Annotated in this window: 31 protein-coding genes; 27 read left to right on the top strand and 4 right to left on the bottom strand. The window is 54.2% G+C overall.

Translation table 11 applies throughout. The features are described from left to right. From rpsS to rplQ, 25 genes are all read left to right on the top strand, one after another. Positions 1-276: a 30S ribosomal protein S19 gene (rpsS, locus tag JSS75_05490; protein ID MBS1903139.1), complete on the top strand. Its 276-nt coding sequence runs from the start codon at positions 1-3 to the stop codon at positions 274-276. Between the two features lie 18 nt (positions 277-294). After that, the gene (gene rplV / locus JSS75_05485; GenBank protein MBS1903138.1) at positions 295-750 is read left to right on the top strand and encodes a 50S ribosomal protein L22; all 456 of its coding nucleotides are present in this window, start codon (positions 295-297) and stop codon (positions 748-750) included. A 41-nt stretch (positions 751-791) separates the two neighbouring features. Then, positions 792-1,586: a 30S ribosomal protein S3 gene (rpsC, locus tag JSS75_05480; protein ID MBS1903137.1), complete on the top strand. Its 795-nt coding sequence runs from the start codon at positions 792-794 to the stop codon at positions 1,584-1,586. 26 nt (positions 1,587-1,612) lie between these two features. Then, complete coding sequence (rplP, locus tag JSS75_05475; protein MBS1903136.1) at positions 1,613-2,050, top strand: 50S ribosomal protein L16; 438 nt, start codon at positions 1,613-1,615, stop codon at positions 2,048-2,050. Positions 2,051-2,065: 15 nt separating this feature from the next. After that, a complete protein-coding gene (gene rpmC / locus JSS75_05470; protein ID MBS1903135.1) occupies positions 2,066-2,278 on the top strand; it encodes a 50S ribosomal protein L29 in 213 nt (70 codons plus the stop codon). A 24-nt stretch (positions 2,279-2,302) separates the two neighbouring features. After that, on the top strand, positions 2,303-2,584 hold the full coding sequence (rpsQ, locus tag JSS75_05465) for a 30S ribosomal protein S17 (GenBank protein ID MBS1903134.1): 282 nt from the start codon (positions 2,303-2,305) through the stop codon (positions 2,582-2,584). A 44-nt stretch (positions 2,585-2,628) separates the two neighbouring features. Next, on the top strand, positions 2,629-2,997 hold the full coding sequence (rplN, locus tag JSS75_05460; GenBank protein ID MBS1903133.1) for a 50S ribosomal protein L14: 369 nt from the start codon (positions 2,629-2,631) through the stop codon (positions 2,995-2,997). 11 nt (positions 2,998-3,008) lie between these two features. Continuing rightward, complete coding sequence (gene rplX, locus JSS75_05455; protein MBS1903132.1) at positions 3,009-3,332, top strand: 50S ribosomal protein L24; 324 nt, start codon at positions 3,009-3,011, stop codon at positions 3,330-3,332. Positions 3,333-3,379: 47 nt separating this feature from the next. Continuing rightward, on the top strand, positions 3,380-4,024 hold the full coding sequence (gene rplE, locus JSS75_05450; GenBank protein MBS1903131.1) for a 50S ribosomal protein L5: 645 nt from the start codon (positions 3,380-3,382) through the stop codon (positions 4,022-4,024). Positions 4,025-4,047: 23 nt separating this feature from the next. Further along, the gene (locus tag JSS75_05445) at positions 4,048-4,233 is read left to right on the top strand and encodes a type Z 30S ribosomal protein S14 (GenBank protein ID MBS1903130.1); all 186 of its coding nucleotides are present in this window, start codon (positions 4,048-4,050) and stop codon (positions 4,231-4,233) included. Between the two features lie 74 nt (positions 4,234-4,307). Next, positions 4,308-4,694, top strand: a complete 387-nt coding sequence (rpsH, locus tag JSS75_05440; GenBank protein MBS1903129.1) for a 30S ribosomal protein S8 — start codon at positions 4,308-4,310, stop codon at positions 4,692-4,694. A gap of 31 nt (positions 4,695-4,725) precedes the next feature. Next, on the top strand, positions 4,726-5,265 hold the full coding sequence (gene rplF / locus JSS75_05435; GenBank protein MBS1903128.1) for a 50S ribosomal protein L6: 540 nt from the start codon (positions 4,726-4,728) through the stop codon (positions 5,263-5,265). An 18-nt stretch (positions 5,266-5,283) separates the two neighbouring features. Further along, the gene (locus JSS75_05430) at positions 5,284-5,646 is read left to right on the top strand and encodes a 50S ribosomal protein L18 (GenBank protein ID MBS1903127.1); all 363 of its coding nucleotides are present in this window, start codon (positions 5,284-5,286) and stop codon (positions 5,644-5,646) included. A 9-nt stretch (positions 5,647-5,655) separates the two neighbouring features. Continuing rightward, a complete protein-coding gene (gene rpsE, locus JSS75_05425; GenBank protein MBS1903126.1) occupies positions 5,656-6,171 on the top strand; it encodes a 30S ribosomal protein S5 in 516 nt (171 codons plus the stop codon). Between the two features lie 17 nt (positions 6,172-6,188). Next, positions 6,189-6,368: a 50S ribosomal protein L30 gene (gene rpmD / locus JSS75_05420; GenBank protein ID MBS1903125.1), complete on the top strand. Its 180-nt coding sequence runs from the start codon at positions 6,189-6,191 to the stop codon at positions 6,366-6,368. A 55-nt stretch (positions 6,369-6,423) separates the two neighbouring features. Then, complete coding sequence (rplO, locus tag JSS75_05415; protein MBS1903124.1) at positions 6,424-6,885, top strand: 50S ribosomal protein L15; 462 nt, start codon at positions 6,424-6,426, stop codon at positions 6,883-6,885. Positions 6,886-6,938: 53 nt separating this feature from the next. Beyond that, the gene (gene secY / locus JSS75_05410; protein ID MBS1903123.1) at positions 6,939-8,288 is read left to right on the top strand and encodes a preprotein translocase subunit SecY; all 1,350 of its coding nucleotides are present in this window, start codon (positions 6,939-6,941) and stop codon (positions 8,286-8,288) included. A 9-nt stretch (positions 8,289-8,297) separates the two neighbouring features. Beyond that, positions 8,298-9,080 carry a type I methionyl aminopeptidase gene (map, locus tag JSS75_05405; protein MBS1903122.1) on the top strand — a complete coding sequence of 261 codons (783 nt, stop codon included), beginning with the start codon at positions 8,298-8,300 and terminating at the stop codon, positions 9,078-9,080. Positions 9,081-9,153: 73 nt separating this feature from the next. Beyond that, positions 9,154-9,372 (top strand): translation initiation factor IF-1, encoded by a 219-nt coding sequence (gene infA, locus JSS75_05400; GenBank protein MBS1903121.1) that lies wholly within the window; start codon positions 9,154-9,156, stop codon positions 9,370-9,372. A 23-nt stretch (positions 9,373-9,395) separates the two neighbouring features. Beyond that, on the top strand, positions 9,396-9,512 hold the full coding sequence (gene rpmJ / locus JSS75_05395) for a 50S ribosomal protein L36 (GenBank protein ID MBS1903120.1): 117 nt from the start codon (positions 9,396-9,398) through the stop codon (positions 9,510-9,512). 7 nt (positions 9,513-9,519) lie between these two features. Then, complete coding sequence (gene rpsM / locus JSS75_05390) at positions 9,520-9,903, top strand: 30S ribosomal protein S13 (GenBank protein MBS1903119.1); 384 nt, start codon at positions 9,520-9,522, stop codon at positions 9,901-9,903. 33 nt (positions 9,904-9,936) lie between these two features. After that, positions 9,937-10,323, top strand: coding sequence for a 30S ribosomal protein S11 (gene rpsK, locus JSS75_05385; GenBank protein ID MBS1903118.1), 387 nt, complete (start codon positions 9,937-9,939; stop codon positions 10,321-10,323). Between the two features lie 130 nt (positions 10,324-10,453). Beyond that, on the top strand, positions 10,454-11,086 hold the full coding sequence (gene rpsD, locus JSS75_05380) for a 30S ribosomal protein S4 (protein ID MBS1903117.1): 633 nt from the start codon (positions 10,454-10,456) through the stop codon (positions 11,084-11,086). Positions 11,087-11,153: 67 nt separating this feature from the next. Continuing rightward, the gene (locus tag JSS75_05375) at positions 11,154-12,146 is read left to right on the top strand and encodes a DNA-directed RNA polymerase subunit alpha (protein ID MBS1903116.1); all 993 of its coding nucleotides are present in this window, start codon (positions 11,154-11,156) and stop codon (positions 12,144-12,146) included. Positions 12,147-12,169: 23 nt separating this feature from the next. Further along, the gene (rplQ, locus tag JSS75_05370) at positions 12,170-12,721 is read left to right on the top strand and encodes a 50S ribosomal protein L17 (protein ID MBS1903115.1); all 552 of its coding nucleotides are present in this window, start codon (positions 12,170-12,172) and stop codon (positions 12,719-12,721) included. A gap of 61 nt (positions 12,722-12,782) precedes the next feature. Here the strand turns inward: rplQ and JSS75_05365 are convergent, their stop codons facing one another. The 4 genes from JSS75_05365 to pdxS all read right to left on the bottom strand — a co-directional run bounded on the left by JSS75_05365 (position 12,783) and on the right by pdxS (position 15,984). Further along, positions 12,783-13,586 (bottom strand): ABC transporter permease, encoded by an 804-nt coding sequence (locus JSS75_05365; GenBank protein ID MBS1903114.1) that lies wholly within the window; start codon positions 13,584-13,586, stop codon positions 12,783-12,785. Further along, positions 13,583-14,350 (bottom strand): ABC transporter ATP-binding protein, encoded by a 768-nt coding sequence (locus JSS75_05360; GenBank protein MBS1903113.1) that lies wholly within the window; start codon positions 14,348-14,350, stop codon positions 13,583-13,585. The genes JSS75_05365 and JSS75_05360 overlap by 4 nt, the downstream gene beginning before the upstream one ends. A gap of 76 nt (positions 14,351-14,426) precedes the next feature. After that, positions 14,427-15,047, bottom strand: coding sequence for a pyridoxal 5'-phosphate synthase glutaminase subunit PdxT (pdxT, locus tag JSS75_05355; GenBank protein MBS1903112.1), 621 nt, complete (start codon positions 15,045-15,047; stop codon positions 14,427-14,429). A 10-nt stretch (positions 15,048-15,057) separates the two neighbouring features. Continuing rightward, a complete protein-coding gene (pdxS, locus tag JSS75_05350; protein MBS1903111.1) occupies positions 15,058-15,984 on the bottom strand; it encodes a pyridoxal 5'-phosphate synthase lyase subunit PdxS in 927 nt (308 codons plus the stop codon). Between the two features lie 90 nt (positions 15,985-16,074). Between pdxS and JSS75_05345 the strand changes: the two genes are divergently transcribed. Together JSS75_05345 and JSS75_05340 are read left to right on the top strand one after the other, a co-directional pair. Further along, on the top strand, positions 16,075-16,968 hold the full coding sequence (locus tag JSS75_05345; protein ID MBS1903110.1) for a LysR family transcriptional regulator: 894 nt from the start codon (positions 16,075-16,077) through the stop codon (positions 16,966-16,968). Between the two features lie 162 nt (positions 16,969-17,130). Then, positions 17,131-17,934, top strand: coding sequence for a MotA/TolQ/ExbB proton channel family protein (locus tag JSS75_05340; GenBank protein MBS1903109.1), 804 nt, complete (start codon positions 17,131-17,133; stop codon positions 17,932-17,934). Positions 17,935-17,942: the final 8 nt, after the last annotated feature.

Below are 17,942 nucleotides of genomic sequence, written 5' to 3'. Positions count from 1 at the left end.
ATGTCACGTTCGCTGAAAAAGGGACCGTATATCGACGAGAAGCTCATGGGCAAGGTTGATGCGCTCAATGCTACTCGTGCAAAGAAGGTAATCAAGACGTGGGCTCGTGCTTGCACGATTCCGCCGGAATTCGTCGGACACACCTTCACCGTACACAATGGGAATAAGTTTATCCCCGTGTATGTGACCGAGAATATGGTCGGCCACAAACTCGGAGAATTCGCACCGACGCGGAGCTTCCGCGGACACTCGGGCACTAAATCGGAAAACGCCTGATAAAGGGAGACGATCTCAATGGCTCAAGCAATCGCACGTAAACGCGGCATCCAGAGCTCACCGGTCAAAATGCGACTGGTGCTCGATAACATTCGTGGCAAGAAAGTCACGGAAGCGCTCTCGATTCTGCACTTCATGACCAACAAGGCATCGTTCGTCGCCGAGCAGACGCTTCGTAGCGCGATCGCGAACTTTCAGTTAAAAGACGAAAATCGCGGAATCGATGTCGAAGATCTGACCGTCAGCGAGTGTTTCTCCGACGGCGGACCGGTGCTCAAGCGCATCATGCCTGCTCCGATGGGGCGCGCATACCGTGTGCGCAAGCGCTCGAATCACCTGACGATCGTCGTCAGCGATAAGGCTGCGAAGGTTGCACGTCGTGCCGCTGCTGCTGCATCGGCTGCTCAAGCTGCTGCGCCTGCGAAGCCGGCAAAGAAAGCCCCTGCCCGTAAGAAGAAGGCAGCCGCTAAGTAAGATTGTAAGTACTGTTCACGTTCACTTAACTCGCAAGTACCTTGGGGCAGAAAACTAACCCGGTCGGATTCCGTATCGCTGTGACGCGTCCGTGGGATGCGCGCTGGTACGATGACAAGAACTTCGCGCAGAAGCTCGAAGAGGATAATCTTATCCGTAAGTACATCAAGGAGCGTTTGCGCCGTGCCGGCATCTCGAAGATGACGATCGATCGGACGACGAAGCGTATCGTCTTGACGATCCACACATCGCGTCCCGGTGTCGTTATCGGTAAGAGCGGCAAAGAGATTGCACAGCTCGAAGAAGAGTTGAAGAATGTGTGCTCGGGCAAGGAAGTGAAGATCCTCATCAACGAGGTGAAGCGTCCGGAGATCGACGCACAGTTGATCGCCGACCAGATCGCTCAGCAGCTCGAGGGTCGTATCGCCTTCCGCCGCGCCATGAAAATGGCTGTCGCGACCGCCATGCGTTCCGGCGCAGAAGGAATACGCGTGATGTGCGCGGGCCGTTTGGGTGGCGCTGAAATTGCGCGTACCGAGCAGTACAAGGAAGGACGTATTCCGCTTCACACTTTGCGTGCGAACATCGACTTTGCACGTGGTACGGCACAGACGATCTACGGTGCCATCGGCGTGAAGGTATGGGTGTGTACCGGAGACATTACCGGCGAAACGCCACTTGAGGCTGCGGCACAGTTGGCAGTCTATGGCGCCGAGGATCGCGATCGTCGTCCGATCGTGAGCGCGGCAGGCGGCGAGCGCCGTCGTCGTCGCGGCGGCCGTGGTCGTACGCGTGGTAAGGAAGGCGGTTCGTCCGAATCGTCATCGGCAGAGTAAGCAAGATTTTTTCGGAGTAATCGGCAATGCTGTTACCAAAGAGAGTTAAGTATCGCAAGCGCCAAAAGGGCAGAGTTCGTGGCAAGGCCACGCGTGGAGCCCAGGTTGCATTCGGCAGTTTCGGCTTGAAGTCGCTCGAAGGTGGGTGGATTACCAGCCGTCAGATCGAGGCGGTTCGCGTCACGCTTTCGCGTACGATGAAGCGCGATGGTAAGATCTGGATTCGGATCTTCCCCGATAAGCCGATCACCAAAAAGCCTGCTGAAACGCGAATGGGATCCGGTAAGGGTACCCCGGAATACTGGGTAGCCGTGGTAAAACCCGGTACGATCATGTTCGAAATCGGCGGCGTACCGAAGGCGATCGCGGAAGAAGCATTGCGCCTGAGTTCGCATAAGCTTCCGGTGATGACCAAGATGGTCACGCGTCCGGATCATGTCGAAGAAGTAGCAGTACGTAAGTAAGCGAAAGGACGACCAATGAAGGCAACTAAAGCATCAGAACTTCGCGGCCGTGATATCGCCGACTTGAAGCGTCAGATCGGCGAGAACAATTCGCGCCTGATCGCGCTGAACTTTCAGAAGATGACGGGCCATCTCGACAACAATGCGCAGATCGCAACGTTGCGTCGCGATAACGCTCGCATCAAAACGATCATCGGCGAGCGCGAGAACGCCGCACGTGCAAAGTAACCATCTTAGTAAGACTACGATCGTATGGCAGAGAACGAGATCATGACAAGCCCCGCGCGTAACCGACGCAAGGAACGTATCGGGAAGGTCGTTAGCGACAAGATGCAAAAGACCGTTGTCGTCGAGCAGGTGCGCCAGGTCGCACATGCGAAGTACAAAAAGTACTTCAAGAAGACGACGAAGTTCGTTGCGCACAACGAGAATGACGATGCGAAGACGGGCGATACCGTCCGCATTATGGAGACCCGTCCGCTGTCGAAGACGAAGCGCTGGCGCGTGGTCGAAGTCATCGAGCGCGCGAAATAAGTACGGATCGGTAATCGAAGCACATTTTCTAGAGCGAGGAAGTAATGATTCAGGAAGAATCGAATCTGCAAGTAGCGGACAACTCCGGGGCCAAGCGAGTGCGTTGCATTCGTATCCTCGGTGGTCATGATCGTCGCTACGCCGGTGTAGGCGACGTGATCGTCGTCAGTGTGAAGTCTGCAATTCCGAACGGCCAGGTGAAGAAGGGCGAAGTCTCGAAGGCGGTGATCGTTCGCACCAAGAAGGAAACGCGTCGCCGCGACGGCAGCTATATCCGCTTCGATGAGAATGCGGTCGTACTGCTCAACAACCAAGGCGAGCCGCGCGGAACCCGCATCTTCGGACCCGTCGCACGCGAGCTTCGCGAGCGTCAGTATATGAAGATCGTTTCACTTGCCCCTGAAGTCATCTAAGAGGAGCACCTATGCGTATCAAGAAGAACGACCTTGTGGAAGTGATCACCGGCAAGAACCGCGGCCGCCGCGGGAAGGTCTTGCGCGTGTTCAATGAAACCAATCGCGTGCTTGTCGAGGGGGTCAATATCCTGAAGAAGCACGAACGTCCGACCCAGGCGAACCAGCAGGGTGGGATTACCGAGCGCGAGCATCCGATCAATGCATCGAATGTCATGCTCGTCGATCCGAAATCCGGGAAGACCACGCGTATCGGTCGCCGTGTCAGCGCCGACAGCACCGGTAAGGCAGTCTATGAGCGTGTGTCGCGTCGCTCGGGCGATGTGATCGCATAACAAGTGTTTTGACGGCAACTATCGTCAATACGAGAACGACTACAGCAATGGCAAAAGCAAAAGAACAAAAGCAAAAAGCAGCACCCGCAGCCTCGGCTCCGACGGATCCCGCGGTAGAGGGTGTACATGCTCGCCTGCACGACAAGTATAAGAACGAAGTCGTCCCGGCGATGATGAAGCGCTTCAATTACACGAACATCAACCAGGTTCCGCGCCTGACGAAGATCTCGGTCAATGTCGGCGTTGGCGAAGCAGCGTCCGACGCAAAGCAGCTCGAAGCGGCTGTTCGCGATCTCGAAGCGATCGTCGGCCAGAAGGTTGCGGTGACGAAAGCGAAGAAGTCCATTTCGAACTTCAAGCTTCGCGAAGGACTCAGCATCGGTGCACGCGTCACCTTACGCCGCGATCGTATGTATGAGTTTCTCGATCGATTGATGTCGCTTGCCATCCCGCGTATCCGCGATTTCCGCGGCGTACCCGATAAGTCGTTCGACGGTCGTGGCAACTACACGCTCGGGATCAAAGAGCAGATCATCTTCCCGGAAATCGACGTCGATAAGGTGTCGCGTATTACGGGTATGGATATCAGTTTTGTCACCAGTGCAACCACGGATGAAGAAGCGTACGAGCTTCTGAAGGCCTTTGGTCTTCCGTTCCGTAAGCGCGAAGGTGAAGCAGTGGCAACAGCGTAACCGTTCACAAACGTAGAAATAACGTGGCACGATTAGCATTACGAGTCAAGCAGAAGCGCGAGCCGAAGTTCTCGACCAGAAAGTACACCCGCTGCAGCCGCTGCGGCAGGGCGCATAGCGTATACCGCAAGTTCGGCCTGTGCCGTCTGTGTTTGCGCGAATTGGCACTCGACGGCAAGATCCCCGGATTGCGCAAGGCGAGCTGGTAAGAACGTTCGAAACGCTTCAGACTCTATTCACATCCCGTTGCGACGGGCAGTATAGTTTTCAGTAGAGAGTTGATATGGATACGATAGGAGATTTCTTAACACGGTTGCGTAACGCCATCAAGGCCCGGCACCAGTACGTCATTGTACCGGCGTCGAACCTGAAGTATGCGATCAGCACGATCCTGCAGGAGCAGGGGTATATCGATAGTGTTGAGCGCATCGAGAATTCGAAGCAAGGCGAATTGCGCATCACGCTCAAGTATCAGAACGGCGTTCCGGCCATCATGGGACTACGTCGTATCTCGACACCGGGGCTCCGTCGCTATACTAAGGCCACTGATACGCCGCGCGTACTCTCAGGGCTTGGTATCGCTATCCTCTCGACGCCCCGTGGCGTGATGAGCGATAAGCAGGCGCGCCAACTCAACGTTGGTGGCGAGGTATTGTGCTACGTATGGTAAGCTCATCTGAACAGGTGTAGGAAGAACGACTATGTCACGTATCGGAAAGAAGATTATTACACTGCCGAAAGGCGTCACCGCCGAGCTGAAAGACAGCACGATCACGGTGAAAGGACCGAAGGGTACGCTGGCTACGGCGATCCCGGCTTCGATCACACCGAAAATCGAGAACGGTGAGATCACCTTCACTCGCTCCAGCGACGAGCGCAGCATCCGTGCACTCCACGGGCTTGCCCGTGCGCTCACGAACAACATGGTTGTCGGCGTCAGCGAAGGGTACACCAAGAAATTGGAGATGGTCGGCGTTGGATACAAGGCCGAGAAGCGCGGCAAGTGGATTCAGCTCAGCCTCGGATTCTCGCACCCGGTCGTCTTTGGCGCTCCGGACGAGATTACGATCGATATCCCGACTCCGACGTCGCTTACGATCAGTGGCATCGACAAGCAGCTCGTTGGTGCTGTCGCAGCGAAGATCCGCTCGATCCGTCCGCCGGAGCCGTATAAGGGCAAGGGCGTGAAGTATTCCGATGAAAAGATCATCCGCAAGGCTGGTAAGACTGCAGGCAAATAATCGTTAGAAGAACAGCGTATGGCAACGAAGATCCAGTTACAGGCAAAGACGGCGCGTCGTGTACGCCGCCGCTACGCGATCCGTGCGAAGGTGCGCGGGACGAGCGAGCGTCCGCGTTTGGTCGTCTTCCGCTCGAATGCCGATATTTATGCGCAGCTGGTCGATGACTCCAAGGGCTTTACCCTTGCATCGGTCGGATCGCAGAAGATCGCTGAGAAGTTGAAGAAGACCGATAAGTCGGTCGCCGTCGGCAAGCAGATTGCGTCGCTTGCGAAGGAAAAGGGGATTACCAAGGTCGTCTTCGACCGTAACGGATACCTCTACCACGGCCGCGTGAAAGCGCTTGCAGATGCAGCCCGCGAAGGCGGTTTGGAATTTTAATCATAACCACTGAGGAAGATCGTGGCGAAAGTACGTACATCCGAGTTGAATTTGAAAGATAAGCTGGTCGCTGTCAACCGCGTTGCGAAGGTGGTCAAAGGCGGTCGTCGATTCAGCTTCAACGCGATCGTTGCAGTGGGCGACGGGAACGGACACGTCGGTATCGGCTTGGGAAAGTCGAACGAAGTGACCGATGCCGTCAGCAAGGCGACGGAAGACGCGAAGCGTAACGTGCGCATCGTGCCGTTGCGCAAGGGAACGATCCCGCATACGGTGTTCGGCAAGTTCGGCGCCGGTAAGGTCATGCTCAAACCGGCATCGCCGGGTACCGGTCTCATCGCCGGTGGCGGCGTCCGTGCCGTGCTCGAGCTCGCCGGCGTGCAGGACATTCTCACGAAGTCACAGGGTTCGTCGAACCCGCACAACCTCGTGAAGGCGACGATGCATGCACTCGAGCAGATCTCGGATGCGCATTCGGTTGCATCGCGCCGCGGTATTCCGCTTTCAAAAGTGTTCAACGGTTGATCGCGAAAGGGACGTCAATGAAGAAGCTGAAGATCAAACAGACCAAGAGCATCAACGATACGCTCGTCAATCAGAAGCGTACGATCAAGGCCCTCGGCCTCGGTCGTCCGAACTACGTCGTCGAGAAGAATGACACGCCAGCCATCCGTGGCATGATCCGTGTCGTTCAGCATCTCGTCGAAGTGACCGAACTGTAATTTTTCATGCGAGCGGGGAAGACCCGCGTAGTAAACAAATCACACTCAAGAGACAATGAGCAACCCACGTCCCGCCAAGGGATCAACGAAAAACATGAAGCGCATCGGTCGCGGTTATGGCTCCGGCCATGGCAAGACGTCGACGCGCGGTGCGAATGGTGCTGGTTCACGTTCGGGTAACAAGGCAAAGATCGGTTTTGAAGGCGGTCAGATGCCGAAAATGCGTATCATGCCGAAATTTGGCTTCAAAGCCCCGTTTCGCATTGATTACGCAGAAGTGAATGTATCTCGTTTGGAAGAAGCAGCGAAGGCCGGTAAGCTCCCGAAGGGACAGCCGATCACTCCGGCTGTTCTTCGTACTGTTGGAATCATCACCGGAGGACATGCTCCGGTCAAGATTCTCGGTGACGGCACATTGTCGGTTGCGCTCACGGTCCAGGCCCACAAGGTCACCAAGGGTGCCCAATCCAAGATCGAAGCTGCAGGTGGCAAGGTCGAAGTGATCGCCGCTGCGTAACGCTTCGCTCCGTTCATCGTATGTCATAATTTTCTTGTGTCAATTCTTGCACAATGAGCAGGCTAACGGATAGTTTTCGGAATATCTTCAAGATCGAAGAGCTTCGGCAGCGCATCATTTATACGATTGCGCTGCTTGTCGTTGTTCGCCTTGGAGCACATATCACGCTGCCCGGTATTGACGTTCACGCCCTCGAGCGTTCGGCCGGTAGCGGTGGTGCCAATTCGCTGTTTGGATTATACGATCTCTTTGTCGGTGGTGCGTTTAAGAACGCTGCCATTTTTGCACTTGGGATCATGCCGTACATTTCGACGTCGATCATCATTCAGTTGATGGGAAGCGTCGTTCCGTACTTCCAAAAGCTTCAAAAAGAAGGCGAGGAAGGACGCAAACGCATTAATCAGCTCACGCGTACCGGTACATTTGTGGTCGCCGCATTGCAGGCCCTGGGCGTTGCCGTCCACTTGCGCAATCTCGGCACCGGTGTTGTCGCGACTGGGATGAGCCCGTTGATGTTCACCGTTTCGACGATTTTCTGTCTTGCCGCAGGGACGATGTTCATGATGTGGCTTGGCGAACAGATCACCGAGCGTGGCATCGGCAACGGTATCTCTCTGATCATCTTTATCGGTATCATCGCTCGTCTGCCAAATGCACTCGTTGACGAGTTGCATGGCTTCGGTACGGATGCCGGAAAGAACATCATTATTGAAATAGCGATGTTCGCAATTCTGATCGCGATTATCGCCTTTGTGGTCTATATCACACAAGGTATTCGCAAGATCCCGGTGCAGTATGCGAAGCGCGTCATCGGGCGTAAGGTATACGGAGGTGTGACGCAACATATTCCGATCCGTATCAATACGGCCGGTGTGATGCCGATTATTTTCGCACAGGCGATCCTCTTCATACCGATGACAGTCCTTCAGTTTTTCCCAAACTCTGGATTTGCTCAGTCACTGGCACATTTCTTCGACTATCGCTCGGCGGGGTATGCTGTGATCTTCGGTCTCATGATTGTCGTCTTCACGTATTTCTATACGGCTATCGCATTCAACCCGCGTGATGTCGCCGATACGATGAAGAAACAGGGTGGCTTCATTCCGGGCGTACGTCCGGGAAAGAATACGTCGGACTATATCGATAACATCCTGACACATCTGACGCTACCGGGCGCAATTTTCCTGGCGATCATTGCGATCCTGCCGACGATTGTCTCTGCGCTTGGCGTGACATCGAGCTTTGCACAGTTCTACGGCGGCACGAGCTTGCTGATCATAGTCGGCGTTGCGCTCGACACGTTGCAACAGATCGAATCTCACTTGTTGATGCACAACTACGAGGGCTTGATGAAGACCGGTAAGTTGCGCAGCCGTTCGATGGGCGGCGGAAGCTACTCCTGATCGTAACGCATGTGGGAACATCGAGTGACGTTAAAGTCCGAAGCTGAGATCGCGAAGATCCGCGAGAGTGCCCACATCGTAGCCCAGACGATCGAACATTTGCGGCCCCTGGTTGTCCCCGGGGCCACCACAGCAGCACTGAATGATGCGGCAGATGCATTCATCACCAGCTTCGGTGCTCGACCCGCATTCAAGAATTACAGAGTAGGTAATCTCGTCTACAAATACGCGACGTGCATGTCGCGTAACAGTGCTGTCGTGCATGGTTTACCAAGCGATGAGCCGTTGCGTGACGGGGACATTCTTTCTGTCGATGTCGGCGCAGAGAAAGACGGGTGGTACGGCGACGGTGCGTACACGTTCGCAGTCGGGACGCCGAAACCAGAGGTGAAGAAATTGCTCGATGTGACGTACGAGTCACTGATGTTGGGGGTTGCTGCAGCGAAGGCCGGCGCCCGAATCTATGATATTTCAAAGGCTATCCAGACATACTGCGAATCGAACGGATATTCGCTTGTGCGTGATCTGGTGGGGCATGGGATAGGGCAGCATCTTCACGAGGAGCCCCAGGTGCCCAATTTTGTCCCGAGCCGGATTGACCGAGGATTTAAGAATATCGAGCTCAAAGAGGGGATGACCCTTGCGATCGAGCCAATGGTCAATATCGGCGGCTGGAAGGTTCGGACCCTATCGGATGGGTGGACCATCGTGACTGCCGACGGGAAACCCAGTGCACATTTTGAGCATACCATTGTGGTTCGGCCAAATGGTGGAGAAATATTGACCCAATAATGGGTCAATTGGAACGGAATTTGCGTTGCAGTGGTTTACTGCAGGCTATAAGTAGGTAGAATTTAAGGCACTAATGTCGAAACAGTCAGCGATTAAGGTGGACGGGGTGATCGAAGAATCGCTTCCGAACGCCACGTTTCGCGTGAAATTGGAGAATGGACATTCGGTGCTGGCGCACGTTTCCGGTAAAATGCGTATGCATTTTATCAAGATTCTCGAAGGGGATCGCGTGACGGTGGAGTTATCTCCATACGACTTGACCAAAGGGCGTATCACCTACCGCTATAAGTAAGCGCTGGAAGGAACAACAGTCTTATGAAAGTACAAGCATCTGTAAAAAAGCGTTGCGAACACTGCAAAGTCATCGTCCGTCGTGGCGTTGTCCGCGTGATCTGCAAGTCGAATCCGAAGCATAAACAACGTCAGGGATAAGAGAACGATGGCACGTATCGCAGGTATCGATCTTCCGAAGCAAAAGCGCTCCGTTATCGGGCTGACCTATATCTATGGGGTTGGTCGCACGACGGCTGCTCAGATCTTAGCAAAGGCTGGCATCTCCGAGGACAAGAAGATCGGAGATCTCACCGAAGAAGAAGTAACACTGATCCGTCAGGTGATCACCAACGACTACAAGGTCGAGGGAGTCGCGCGTAGCGAGCAGCAGCTTGCGATCAAGCGCCTGATGGATATCGGCTCGTATCGCGGCCTGCGTCATCGCAAGAGCCTTCCGGTTCGCGGTCAACGCACACGGACGAACGCACGTACCCGTAAGGGCAAACGTAAGACCGTTGCCGGCAAGAAGAAGGCAGCAGCTAAGAAGTAACACTAATCGTTAGACCGAATCGTGGCTAAGCAAATCGCAACACCCGCTGGAAAGCGTAAGAAGAAGATCGCCGCGCAAGCGCAGGGGATCGCACATGTTCGTGCAACGTTCAATAATTTGCACGTAACGCTCACCGACCCACAGGGCAATACGCTCTCGTGGGCTTCGGCCGGTAAGATGGGCTTCAAAGGCTCGCGTAAGAATACGCCGTTCGCCGGTCAGGTCGCTGCAGAGTCGGCCGCAAAGGAAGCGTACGACATGGGCCTTCGTAAGGTCGATGTCTTTATCAAAGGACCGGGTTCGGGCCGTGAGGCAGCTGTTCGTGCATTGCAGGTTGCCGGTATCGACGTATTGTCGATCCGCGACATCACGCCGATGCCGCATAACGGATGCCGTCCGCCAAAGAAGCGCCGCGTCTAAGCAATTGTTTCTGAGTCGTCTCGTTTGATCGTAAACTCCACGAGAGTCATCGCGGAGGAAGAAGGTATCGAGACCGAACACCGAACCCCCCAGAAGAGGGGACGTACACGTATTAAACTCGAAAATATCAATGGCTCGTTATACCGACCCAAGTTGTAAATTGTGCCGTCGCGAGAAGCAAAAGCTCTTTTTGAAGGGCTCGAAGTGTTTCTCGGAAAAGTGTCCCATCGAAAAGCGTAACTACCCGCCGGGACAGCATGGCAACGGCCGTCGCTCCAAGATCTCCGAATACGGCGTTCAGCTTCGTGAGAAGCAGAAAATTCGTCGTACGTATGGTCTGCTCGAGACGCAGTTCCGTACCGCGTTTGAGAAGGCGGCACGCATGCGTGGTGTCACGGGTGATAACCTCGTGAAATTGCTCGAGCGACGCCTCGATAACGTTCTCTATCGCCTGAACATCGCTCCTTCGCGTAAGAGCGCTCGCCAGTTGATACTACACCGTCACATTACCGTCAATGGGAATGTGGTAAACATCGCATCGTATGTGTTGAACCCGGGCGATGTGGTTCAGGTGAAGGAAGGCTCGCGCAAGCTTGAGGCCGTCCACGAGTCGCTCAAGCGCACTCGCGGTGATTCAGGTATCCCGAATTGGCTCTCGCTCAATAAAGCCGAGCTCTCGGGTACGCTCCTGAGCGTTCCGGAACGCAGTGACATCCAGCTCAACGCAAACGAGCAGCTCGTCGTCGAGTTGTACTCGAAGTAATCGAGCGTTGGATCGTTGTCTGTAGGAAAACAAAGGATTTAATCACATTTAGTAAGGTAGCGAGCGTATGACAAAACTCCACATGCCGGATCGGATCGAGTTGGAAGAGTCCAGTAAGTCGTCGACCTTTGGCCGCTTCATTGCGTCTCCGCTTGAAGAGGGGTACGGCACGACACTGGGCAATTCGATGAGACGAATCCTGCTCTCGTCGATTCCGGGGAGCGCATTCACCAGCATCCGCGTCGATGGTGTGCAGCATGAGTTTTCGGCTGTCAAGGGTGTGACCGAGGACGTCGCAGAGATGATCCTCAATTTCAAAGGTGTCCGTATTAAATCGGACATGCAAAGCCAGCCGCGTCTGATCGTGGACGTGAAGGGACCGAAAGAATTCAAGGCGGGCGATCTTCAGGAGTTTACTTCCGAAATCGAAATCCTGAATCCGGATCATCATCTGTTTACTGTCGCGAAGGATGTTCGCGTCCAGATCGAGCTCATGGTCGGTCATGGTCGTGGATATGTTCCGGCAGAAGAGAACAAGCGTGCCGATGCTCCGCTCGGGACGATCGCGATCGACTCGATCTTCACCCCAATTGCAAATGTTCGGTTCAATGTTGAGCCGACGCGCGTCGGACAGAAGACCGACTATGAAAAACTGATCCTGGATGTTGAAACCGACGGCTCGATCACGCCGGAAGAAGCAATCACGATCGCCGGTCGCACGCTGCGTGACCATGTGAATTTGTTCGTCCGCTTCGGTGGACCGGAAGATGAACTTCCGCCCAAGCCGATCGAGGACACCGAGACCGAGCGCATTCGTGCGATCCTCGCTACGAATGTCGATACGATGCACTTGTCTGTCCGCTCGCAGAACTGCTTGCGTGCAGCGAACATCAAGACGATTGGTGACCTGGTTCGTCGTGACGAGCGCGAGCTCTTGACGTTCCGTAACTTCGGCCGTAAGTCGCTCGACGAACTCGGCCGCATCGTCGAACAGCTCGGCCTGCATTTCGGCATGGACGTCGATAAGTACGCCGAAGGCCAGAACGTAATGAATCGGTAATAGGGAAGAGGAGTGTATCAATCATGAGACATAGTCATAAAGGCAGAAAGCTTGGCCGCACGGCATCGCACCGTGCTTCGACACTCGAGTCGCTTGCGAACTCGTTGATCAAGCACAAGAAGATCCGTACGACCGTCGCAAAGGCAAAGGAAGCTCGCCTCTTCGTCGAGCCGATCATCACTCGTGCAAAAAATGCGCATTTGCTCAGTGGCGACGACAAGATCGTTGCGGCAAAGCGTGTGCATGCACGACGCGAGGTTGCACGTACGATCAAAGATAAGGACGTACTGAAGACGCTCTTTACGGAGATCGCTCCGAAAGTCGCAAATCGCCCGGGTGGGTATACTCGCGTGGTAAAGCTTGGTCGTCGTCTTGGCGATAGCGCCGAGATGGCATTGCTTGAGTTGGTCGATTATAACGAGGCAGGAGCGCCGCGTCAGCGTGCGGCAAAGCCGCGTCCGACTCGTCGTGCAAAGACCACGCCGAAAGTACAGCCGGTACCGGGTGTTATGGATGCACCGACCACGCAGATCGAGGAAGCTGCCGAGCAGGCTGCACACACTCCGGCCGAGTAACGACGAACCGTCGTCTGAAGAATCTATACAAAGCCCTGCCGATCCGGCGGGGCTTTTGTTTTTAGCTCACACTCTCGGCACTATATCGTGCAATCAAACCAGTTCGCACCGCCAATCGAAACACCCGTGAGAATGTATACCAAGCGAGTGCGATATATCCGGTAGCAATCGTAAAAGGAAGAATAAGAGATGCAGGGTCCATGCTCCCATGCCGAACCACCTCGCGCATCCCGTCAAAGATATATGACGCCGGCAATAACCGAGAGAACCATTGCATCCAGACCGGAAGAGTGGCCGTTGGATAGAAGACGCCTGCGAAAGGCGCAAGAATAGCAGGGATCGGCCAGACAAACCATTCAGATGCCGGACCGAGCCGAAGTACCAACGCGCATGCGAACAACCCGAACGAAATGCCGAAGAGTACAAGAATCAGGATAAATGGAATGAGCATCGAGCCATAGACAAGCATCGGAAGCCCAAAACCGAGAGTGGCAAACAAGATCATTGCGATCAATCCGACGGTGCTCGTCAAGAGGGTCGTCAGTATCAGCCCTCCGAGATATTCGGAAACCGAGATCGGAGATGCAAAGAGGTTCAGGAAGTTACGGGACCAGACATCTTCAAGGAAGGTCGTCGTTAAGCCCTGCATGATGCGTGTGAAGAAGTCCCAGAAGAGAACGGCTCCCAGGAGCATTGGCACCAATCGCACTTCGCCGGATACGAATGTGCCAAAGTACTTTGTTATGAATCCCCATAGTACTATATCAATAACACTCCATGCGAACAGCGGGACGACGCGCGTCGTACTGCCTCGCAGGAGATAGCCATAGCGAAGCAGTATCGCAAGAGAACGGCGTACCTTCATCGACGTTCCTCCTGCATGAGCGTCAGTGGTTCGCGCGCCACGGCGATGAACAGTTCTTCCAGTGAGGCACGGCCGTGCTCAGCAGGCAGACGTCGTGGGTCTCCCTCCAACAGTATTTTTCCTTTTGACATGAACAGTACACGGTCGCATACCTCCACGACCTCATTCATATTATGCGAGGTCCATAAAATGCCTACATTTGTCGATTGCGCCAGTTGCCGTATGCGGGTTCTGGTATCGAGTGCGCGCTCTGGATCTAACGATGCTGTCGGCTCGTCGAGCAGGAGGAGATTCGGGCGGTTGAGAAATGCCTTTGCCAGACAGACGCGAGTTTGTTCTCCGCTCGAAAGTACACCACAGCGGTCAGTTCGGAGGTGTTCGAGATCGAAATCACGGATCAGGTCATCGATTCTCTTGGAAAGTTCATCGACATCATAGAGCATGCCGAATATTCGCAGGTTCTGTTCGACGGTAAGATTGCCGGGGAGTGGGGCATAGACAGCCGCAAAGTTTGTCCGTTCGAGCGCCGCAGTACGATGCCGAACTACGTCCGTTCCTTCGATGTGAATCGAGCCGATCGTTGGCTCAAGCACACCAAGGACCATATTGATTGTCGTTGTCTTGCCGGCACCGTTTGGCCCGAGAAGGCCAACGATCTCGTTGCGCCGAACGACGAACGATACGCCGTCAACGGCAACGGTCGAACCGAAGGATTTGTGCAGATCCCTCGCTTCAAGGACAATGTCACTCTCGTGTGCGTCGATCGTGGTTTCCAACAGTGTCAGTGCGCAAGAATACGGAAAGTACGATCAACACAGGACCGGAGTGTCGTGTTCGGCCCTACGATCCTTTTGCCTGGTCTATCATGCGCAGGAAATACTGGTGGACTCTCGGGTCGTCTGTGAGCTCAGGATGAAATGCGGTAATAAGTAACGATCCTTGGCGTGCCATCACGAACCCGCCGGCATATTCGGCAAGTCGCTCAACAGTTGCCGAGGATTCAATAAACAATGGTGCACGAATAAATACAGCAGGGAATGGCTCGCTGCCAAGCGAGGGAATTGCTAAGAGTACTTCTGCACTGTTGCGTTGTGGGCCGAATGCATTGCGACGCACCGTCACATCCATCAGCGCGATTCGCCCTTGAGCGGATCCTTCGATCCGTTGTGCGAGCACTATCGATCCCATACACGTCCCCCACACAGGTAATCCGTTTTTCGCCAGTGCAGAGATCGCATCGAAGATGGGGACGGCATCGGGTGTTGCAAGCGTGAAGCGAGAGGCTGCGTCCTCGAGCTTCGCAATAGTGGTAGATTCGCCACCCGGGATGATCAGACCATCAAGTCCGTCGAGTTCTGGGACTCGACGGACCTCAATCGCTTCATGTCCGAGCGATCGGAGTTTGGAGGCGTGTTCAGCAAAGTCACCTTGCAGTGCAAGGATGCCAATCCGGTACGACATGGACATTGAATTAAATACCGCGCGATGCAAGTTGCTCTTGTGGAGCAAGTGACGAGACTGTACGGCCGAACATTGCCTCGCCCAAGCCCTTGCTGACATCGGCAAGCACTTCGGCATCTTTGAAGTATGTCGTCGCTTTCACAATCGCGGCAGCGCGCTTTGCGGGGTCATTCGATTTGAAGATACCGGAACCGACGAACACGCCGTCCACACCGATCTGCATCAGGAGTGCGGCATCTGCAGGCGTTGCAATTCCACCCGCCGCAAAATTGACAACGGGAAGCTTCCCAGTCTCGGCGACTTCATTAACCAACGTGATCGGAGCTCCAATATTCTTTGCGAACGAAAAACGCTCCTCGTCAGGAAGATTCTGCAGCTTGCGGATTTCGCCGAGGATCGAGCGGGCATGACGAACCGCCTCTACAACATCGCCGGTGCCGGCTTCTCCCTTAGTACGGATCATAGCCGCCCCTTCGCTGATGCGGCGAAGTGCCTCCCCGAGATTACGGGCGCCACAAACGAACGGGACCACAAATTTTGATTTGTCGATATGGTTTTCTTCGTCTGCCATCGTCAGAACTTCGCTCTCGTCAACACAATCAACGCCAAGAGCCTGGAGGATCTGCGCCTCGACAAAGTGCCCGATACGGGCCTTCGCCATCACCGGAATCGAGACCGACTCGATAATCTGGAGAATAAGTTCAGGATCGGACATTCTGGCAACGCCACCGTGCGCGCGGATATCGGCAGGTACGCGCTCGAGTGCCATGACGGCACATGCCCCGGCATCTTCGGCGATTTTTGCCTGCTCTGCATTCACGACGTCCATAATAACGCCGCCCTTGAGCATTGCTGGAAGCGCCCGTTTTACAAGTTCAGAACCGGTTGTCGGCGTATTGACCGCTGCTCCGTTCGATGACGTTTTTGTGCTGGCCATAAAAGTTTGTGTTTATGAATAGATATGAAACAGTCGAAATTATAATAAGATTGAGTAATGTTATTTATATAATGTATAAGTAATAATAATATGACGATTCAGCAGATCGAGATGTGCGACCGGTTGGCAATTCTCGGTTCTTTTATTTCGGCTGCCGAGAGCCTGGGCGTGACCCAGCCTGCGGTCTCATCTGCAATCACGGCATTGGAACACGAGCTCGGCGTTCGGTTATTCATTCGTTCGAGGCGTGGTGTCGAGTTAACCACCAAGGGGAAAGAGATCCTGCCGTTAATGAGGCGAATGATCGGGATTGGGTCTGAAATTCTGGCGATGACGTCTGAGTCGCCGAACGATCGAGGCAGCCTTCGTGTCGCGGGTAGGCAGGGATTTATGCAATATGTATTCCCCGAATTACATCGAACGCTATCGGAGGCCTATCCTGAGATTCATCTATCGTTTGTACTTTCCGGTGGCCAATCGGAAATCGTCGAAGCCCTTGCGACGGGTCGGGTCGACCTTGCATTTGGTGCAAATCCCGAGATGAAGTCGATCACTGCCGAGACGATCTATCGCGACCCGGTCTTGCTCTGTGAAAAGGGCACCGCCGGGCGAGGAAGGAAGGAGGAATCTGGACGGCGGTACTGCTTGCCGACGGCCACCGATCGGCTCAGAAAGCCGCTGGAACGACTTATTCGATCACTTGATAAAAAGCCTATAATTGCCCTTGAATCAGACGACTATACGATCCTTGGGACACTGGTAGCTTCAGGAGAGTATATCGGCCCAGTATATGGCCACATGCTACTCGACGAACGATTTAGAAGTGCGGTACGTCCGCTGCGAACCCATGGAGCAGGGGTCCATCGCGACCTTACAATTCTCTACCGCAGAGACGACCGGCTTCCGCACGTTGACACGGCACGGGCGCTCTTTGTAAGTCGTACTCGGGAATTGCTCGATCGAGTGCTTCGGACTCGAAATTGACCGTTTTTGCGGAAATTCGATTCGGGTAAACTGTGTTTGGAGAAGTTCGATTTTTTCAAGAAAATAACCACTTGGTAAAACACCAGGCGTATATTTGTGTTCTTGTGGTTAAATGTTGTAATAGACGATACTAACTCATTTTTTAACCTAGTAAACCGCGTTATGAAAAAGAATTCCACCTTTGTGGCGATCGTGATTGTGCTGTCGATCATTGTCGGCTTCCTCTTGTGGAGCATGGTACTTGGCGCACCATCGAACTTCACTGATGCCGCGAAGGAGCACCCGGTAAAAGATAACATCCTCGCACTTATGTATAAGGGTGGATTCCTTGTCGGTGTCCTGCTCTCACTCTCGCTGATGGTCGTCACGTTCGTGATCGAGCGGTTGCTCGCACTTTCGAAGGCCAAGGGCAAGAAGGATCTCGATACCTTCCTTCATAGCGCTGAAAAGCATCTCAACGACGGCAACCTCGATGCAGTCATTGACCTCTGCAATCAACAGAAGGGAAGTGTTGCAAATATTCTTCGTGCCGGCGTGGATCGTTTCAAGGCGATTCAGAATAATTCTTCGTTGACGCCTGAGATGAAGATCGAAGAAGTCAAGAAGACACTCGAAGAAGTCACGATGCTCGAAACACCGCTCATGGAGCAGAACCTTGTTGTTCTCTCGACGATCGCTTCGATCTCGACGATGGTCGGCCTTCTCGGAACGGTGCTTGGTATGATCCGTTCGTTCCGCGCACTTGGCGAGAGCGGCGGCGGCGCTGCAGCATCGCAGTTGTCGACCGGTATCTCGGAAGCGCTCTGGAACACGGCTCTCGGTATCGGCGGCGCTATTATTGCAATTGTCTTCTATAACTTCTTTACGAATAAGGTCGACAAGTTCACGTACCTCATCGACGAGGCTTCGTTGAACCTGCAAGAGACGCTCAAGACCCGCTTCCTCGGCAAGGGACAGCACGCCTAATACATAGG

It is taken from the genome of Bacteroidota bacterium, from assembly GCA_018266755.1.
GTDB lineage: Bacteria > Bacteroidota > Ignavibacteria > Palsa-1295 > Palsa-1295 > JAFDZW01.
The sequence above is the reverse complement of the archived record's forward strand: the minus strand, read 5'-3'. Positions and strand labels throughout refer to the sequence as shown.

Coding starts and splice junctions, on each gene's coding strand:
- rpsS (MBS1903139.1), top strand. CDS start 1: ATGTCACGTTCGCTGAAAAAGGGACCGTATATCGACGAGAAGCTCATG.
- pdxS (MBS1903111.1), bottom strand. CDS start 15,984: ATGGCCAGCACAAAAACGTCATCGAACGGAGCAGCGGTCAATACGCCG.
- secY (MBS1903123.1), top strand. CDS start 6,939: ATGAGCAGGCTAACGGATAGTTTTCGGAATATCTTCAAGATCGAAGAG.
- infA (MBS1903121.1), top strand. CDS start 9,154: ATGTCGAAACAGTCAGCGATTAAGGTGGACGGGGTGATCGAAGAATCG.
- map (MBS1903122.1), top strand. CDS start 8,298: ATGTGGGAACATCGAGTGACGTTAAAGTCCGAAGCTGAGATCGCGAAG.
- rpmC (MBS1903135.1), top strand. CDS start 2,066: ATGAAGGCAACTAAAGCATCAGAACTTCGCGGCCGTGATATCGCCGAC.
- rplN (MBS1903133.1), top strand. CDS start 2,629: ATGATTCAGGAAGAATCGAATCTGCAAGTAGCGGACAACTCCGGGGCC.
- rpmD (MBS1903125.1), top strand. CDS start 6,189: ATGAAGAAGCTGAAGATCAAACAGACCAAGAGCATCAACGATACGCTC.
- rpsQ (MBS1903134.1), top strand. CDS start 2,303: ATGGCAGAGAACGAGATCATGACAAGCCCCGCGCGTAACCGACGCAAG.
- rplP (MBS1903136.1), top strand. CDS start 1,613: ATGCTGTTACCAAAGAGAGTTAAGTATCGCAAGCGCCAAAAGGGCAGA.
- JSS75_05365 (MBS1903114.1), bottom strand. CDS start 13,586: ATGAAGGTACGCCGTTCTCTTGCGATACTGCTTCGCTATGGCTATCTC.
- JSS75_05345 (MBS1903110.1), top strand. CDS start 16,075: ATGACGATTCAGCAGATCGAGATGTGCGACCGGTTGGCAATTCTCGGT.
- JSS75_05430 (MBS1903127.1), top strand. CDS start 5,284: ATGGCAACGAAGATCCAGTTACAGGCAAAGACGGCGCGTCGTGTACGC.
- JSS75_05340 (MBS1903109.1), top strand. CDS start 17,131: ATGAAAAAGAATTCCACCTTTGTGGCGATCGTGATTGTGCTGTCGATC.
- rplQ (MBS1903115.1), top strand. CDS start 12,170: ATGAGACATAGTCATAAAGGCAGAAAGCTTGGCCGCACGGCATCGCAC.
- rpsM (MBS1903119.1), top strand. CDS start 9,520: ATGGCACGTATCGCAGGTATCGATCTTCCGAAGCAAAAGCGCTCCGTT.
- rplE (MBS1903131.1), top strand. CDS start 3,380: ATGGCAAAAGCAAAAGAACAAAAGCAAAAAGCAGCACCCGCAGCCTCG.
- JSS75_05375 (MBS1903116.1), top strand. CDS start 11,154: ATGACAAAACTCCACATGCCGGATCGGATCGAGTTGGAAGAGTCCAGT.
- rpmJ (MBS1903120.1), top strand. CDS start 9,396: ATGAAAGTACAAGCATCTGTAAAAAAGCGTTGCGAACACTGCAAAGTC.
- rpsD (MBS1903117.1), top strand. CDS start 10,454: ATGGCTCGTTATACCGACCCAAGTTGTAAATTGTGCCGTCGCGAGAAG.
- pdxT (MBS1903112.1), bottom strand. CDS start 15,047: ATGTCGTACCGGATTGGCATCCTTGCACTGCAAGGTGACTTTGCTGAA.
- rpsH (MBS1903129.1), top strand. CDS start 4,308: ATGGATACGATAGGAGATTTCTTAACACGGTTGCGTAACGCCATCAAG.
- rplX (MBS1903132.1), top strand. CDS start 3,009: ATGCGTATCAAGAAGAACGACCTTGTGGAAGTGATCACCGGCAAGAAC.
- rplO (MBS1903124.1), top strand. CDS start 6,424: ATGAGCAACCCACGTCCCGCCAAGGGATCAACGAAAAACATGAAGCGC.
- rplV (MBS1903138.1), top strand. CDS start 295: ATGGCTCAAGCAATCGCACGTAAACGCGGCATCCAGAGCTCACCGGTC.
- rplF (MBS1903128.1), top strand. CDS start 4,726: ATGTCACGTATCGGAAAGAAGATTATTACACTGCCGAAAGGCGTCACC.